The 4,032-nt window shown below is 48.2% G+C and carries 2 protein-coding genes, 1 rRNA gene and 3 pseudogenes; 2 read left to right on the top strand and 4 right to left on the bottom strand.

Annotation, left to right across the window (positions count from 1 at the left end; genetic code table 11):
* Nucleotides 1-71: 71 nt before the first annotated feature.
* The 4 genes and pseudogenes from BG74_RS06490 to BG74_RS19700 form a co-directional block, all read right to left on the bottom strand.
* Nucleotides 72-873 (bottom strand): annotated as a pseudogene (locus tag BG74_RS06490) (MetQ/NlpA family lipoprotein).
* Nucleotides 874-937: 64 nt separating this feature from the next.
* Nucleotides 938-1,118 (bottom strand): annotated as a pseudogene (locus BG74_RS11235) (DL-methionine transporter permease subunit); the annotation flags it as partial.
* Between the two features lie 234 nt (nucleotides 1,119-1,352).
* Nucleotides 1,353-1,571 (bottom strand): ATP-binding cassette domain-containing protein, encoded by a 219-nt coding sequence (locus tag BG74_RS19705; RefSeq protein WP_369678527.1) that lies wholly within the window; start codon nucleotides 1,569-1,571, stop codon nucleotides 1,353-1,355.
* Between the two features lie 48 nt (nucleotides 1,572-1,619).
* Nucleotides 1,620-2,060 (bottom strand): annotated as a pseudogene (locus BG74_RS19700) (ATP-binding cassette domain-containing protein).
* 251 nt (nucleotides 2,061-2,311) lie between these two features.
* Here BG74_RS19700 and gmhB point away from each other — a divergent pair.
* Nucleotides 2,312-2,884, top strand: coding sequence for a D-glycero-beta-D-manno-heptose 1,7-bisphosphate 7-phosphatase (gmhB, locus tag BG74_RS06480; RefSeq protein WP_066597377.1), 573 nt, complete (start codon nucleotides 2,312-2,314; stop codon nucleotides 2,882-2,884).
* Nucleotides 2,885-3,230: 346 nt separating this feature from the next.
* Nucleotides 3,231-4,032: ribosomal RNA gene (locus BG74_RS06475) — 16S ribosomal RNA — on the top strand; the annotation flags it as partial.

Raw genomic sequence — 4,032 nt, 5'->3', positions numbered from 1 at the left:
TTTATGGCAGAAATAACAAGATGGGCCGTAACCCGTATGATTAAAACACCGCGAAAAACTGTTATTAACAATTACCAGTCCTTGACTACGCAGCCGTTAAAAATTTTTTATCGGCATCGTTAACTTCATCAGACTAATAAGTCTGAACGAATTTCTTCACTTTTTCGGTGTTTTTATTGGTCTTCGCGCACTACGATCAGGTTGACATAAGACGAGTCTTTATCCTCGACAAAAAGGCCGCCTTAGTTAGCATCAGAATAATATGGCTGTAGGTAGCATTAATAATCGCCAGGGAGATGTGCTGATCGTCAAGCGATCTCGGCAGCTACAAGGCTTCAATTCCACCAGCTTCAGGTTCTTCGGATCGTCGGTCACATCCCCAGATTATAGACTGATCAGCCTAATTTTTTGCAACAGCAGCAGTGAGTGACCCGGCACCCAAGTTAGTCGGATCGTTGGGTAGAGCGATTTGTGCACTGGGCTTCAGTTCGTCCATAGATTTGATTTTCTTGGAATAGCCGGCGATGGGATACACAAAAGTATTCCCTACGGCCATGAGCTTTATGGCTGTGATCTTTTATTTTCTGATCCAGACACAGTTTGTGCTGGAAAGCATTAGTATCAATATCGCCCTTTCTAAGCGTTTTGCTCGGCAAGTACAGTACGTAATCATTAAAGGTCCCCAGCTCCACGTCCAGGCCGCATTTCTCTTTAGTCATTTTTTGCGCCGTTTCTGCTGACTTGTTCCAAGCTATCGATCACTCCTACTTTGATGTAGTTCAGATCTTTTTCATTCTGTGTCCACAGTCGGCCAGCCTCCACCGTGCTAAACAGTACAGCTACCTTTGCCAGAGTTTTAATATTGAAATATATATCCCTTTCTTCACAGTGAGATGCAGTATCCTTGCACCATTATGTCGACGCAGGGACGTTCGCACTATTTATGAGTAAATGCTCTGACAAGTCGATCACCGCAAAGTTGTATTAAATAGACCAGAACCACCAACAAACACTAATACTGTATTCATCACGGTGGTGTTGTAGCCGATATAGCCGCATTGAATGCAGATTTGTCCCAGGCCGCCGGCGGGGCGGCCCTCTACCGCTCCGCTCATAGATGGCGGTGGCAGTGCCCCCGCCTTATCCCCGTCTATTTCCGTTAACATTAACATGACGCCGAATTTAACACCACCGGTGTAATCCATCTGGGCAATGATGATGTTATTGTTGACGTTGAAATGGCACGAGGTTTCCTTTCCGATAACAACGGCGCATCCACTGACTGACCGGTAACCCCAACTGTAATATAGTAATATGGGAATGCGGCCGGGCGTATGTTCGCTGTGCATGCGCTACTGATAATCCTGCGGAATATACAAATGCAGCATGGAACGGATGAATGCCTGAGCCAGCAGTGTTTTCGGATGGGAAAAAATTTCGCTTACTGAATCCTGCTCGATGAGTTCCTCTTGGCTGATGACCGCGACCTGATTCCAAATACGTTTCACGACATCCATTTGATGGATAATCAACAGTATGGGCAAACCTAGGTGCTGATTGATATCTTTCAAAAATGCTAATATAAGCTGGGTCTTGGCGGGATCCAGCGCACTAGTAGCTTAATCGCACAGTAGCACTTTAGGATTACTGGCCAGCGCGCGGGCGATGGCGACCTGCTGTTTCTTTCCGCTCGAAAGATTCGCCGGATAGCTATCTACTTTATCCTCCAGCCCACTAGCGCCAGCAATTTGGCGACCCGCTGGGTGATAGTGCTTTTAGGCCGCTTATCCAATTCCAGCGGCAGCGCGACATTTCCAGCCACTGTGAGCGAGGAAAGTAAATTAAAATGCTGTGAAGATCATGACCATCTGACAACGGGTATCAATCAGTTTCCGCTTGGGCAAATTCGTCAGATCAGTACCGTTGACCACTACCAAACTGGACGTTGGCCATTCTAGTAGATTGACGCAATATATCAAGGTGCTTTTCCCGGCGCCAGATGCCACGATGACGCTGTAAATTTGCCCAGCGGGCACGTGAAGCCTAACATATGATAACATGATAATATTCCATGTTATCAGCGTGAAGTGCTTGGTGATGTGAGAAAGTGTGATTATGTATATTTTATATGTAGGCTGCGTTAGTAGAGAACGTAATAAGGTAACAAATCAATGCTGACCAGCATTGAAGTGCGTGGATTTTAAGGCGTCTAGACGTCTATATCAACTGTGTTTCTTTCCATTTTATGGGTTTCTCTTCCCATGTCAAAACATGCGATACTTAAGACTTACCCATAATCAGGAGTTTTGCAGTGGCACAGTCTGTTTCCGCAATTTTTTTAGACCGTGACGGTACGATTAACGCCGATAACGGTTACGTCCATAAGATTGACGATTTTCAATTTATTGATGGCGTGATTGAAGCCATGCAGGAACTTAAAAAGATGGGCTTCGCCCTGGCAGTAGTCACGAATCAATCCGGGCTAGCCCGAGGTCTTTTCAGCGAAGAGCAGTTTATACGATTGACGGAATGGATGGACTGGTCACTGGCGGATCGTGACGTTGAGCTGGACGTTATCTATTTTTGCCCTCACCATCCCCAAGCAGCAGTGGAGGCATTACGCCAAGAGTGTGATTGCCGTAAGCCGAAACCTGGGATGCTGCTTGACGCGCAGAGCCACCTGCATATCGATATAGCTTCTTCTTATATGGTGGGAGACAAGCTGAACGATATGCTGGCGGGCAAGGCGGCGGGGGTCGGTACTCTGGTACTAGTGAACAGCGGTAAAGCGGTAACGGAGCAGGCTAGCGCGGCAGCGGATTGGGTCATCGATAGCCTGGCCGCGCTACCGGCCACAATTAAACAGTATCAATTCGGCGCATAACGAATGATTTGTGACCCGATTGAAAAAAGTAAGGATATTCCTTGCGATTTCAGACCGGCTCCCTATAATGCGTCTTCACTGGCCGGGAACATAACCGGATCAGCTAGAGGAAGGTGTCCCACTACTGGAAAATAACAGGTTTATTATAAAGAGGAAAATTGTAGTATACGCCACCCGCACCAGTAGGGAAAATACCTCCCGGTTTACGCTCTTTAACAATTTATCAGACAATCTGTGTGGGCATTCACGAGACGATATCGACACACGAAATATCAAGTCTTGAAGAAGAGTGAACAAACGAATATTCATACGAATACCAGTTTTAATTCTTTGAACATCAAGCTTTTAATTGAAGAGTTTGATCATGGCTCAGATTGAACGCTGGCGGCAGGCCTAACACATGCAAGTCGAGCGGCAGCGGGAAGAGGCTTTCCTCTTTGCCGGCGAGCGGCGGACGGGTGAGTGATGTCTGGGGATCTGCCCGATGGAGGGGGATAACTACTGGAAACGGTAGCTAATACCGCATAATGTCGCAAGACCAAAGTGGGGGACCTTTAGGCCTCACACCATCGGATGAACCCAGATGGGATTAGCTAGTAGGTGGGGTAATGGCTCACCTAGGCGACGATCCCTAGCTGGTCTGAGAGGATGACCAGCCACACTGGAACTGAGACACGGTCCAGACTCCTACGGGAGGCAGCAGTGGGGAATATTGCACAATGGGGGAAACCCTGATGCAGCCATGCCGCGTGTGTGAAGAAGGCCTTCGGGTTGTAAAGCACTTTCAGCGGGGAAGAAGGCAATGGCGTTAATAGCGCCATTGATTGACGTTACCCGCAGAAGAAGCACCGGCTAACTCCGTGCCAGCAGCCGCGGTAATACGGAGGGTGCGAGCGTTAATCGGAATTACTGGGCGTAAAGCGTACGCAGGCGGTCTGTTAAGTCAGATGTGAAATCCCCGGGCTCAACCTGGGGACGGCATTTGAAACTGGCAGGCTAGAGTCTCGTAGAGGGGGGTAGAATTCCAGGTGTAGCGGTGAAATGCGTAGAGATCTGGAGGAATACCGATGGCGAAGGCGGCCCCCTGGACGAGGGCTGACGCTCAGGTACGAAAGCGTGGGGAGCAAACAGGATTAGATACCCTGGTA

The sequence above is a fragment of the Sodalis-like endosymbiont of Proechinophthirus fluctus genome (assembly GCF_001602625.1).
In the GTDB taxonomy this organism is placed as follows: Bacteria; Pseudomonadota; Gammaproteobacteria; order Enterobacterales; family Enterobacteriaceae.
This window is presented reverse-complemented; position numbering and strand designations above follow the sequence as displayed.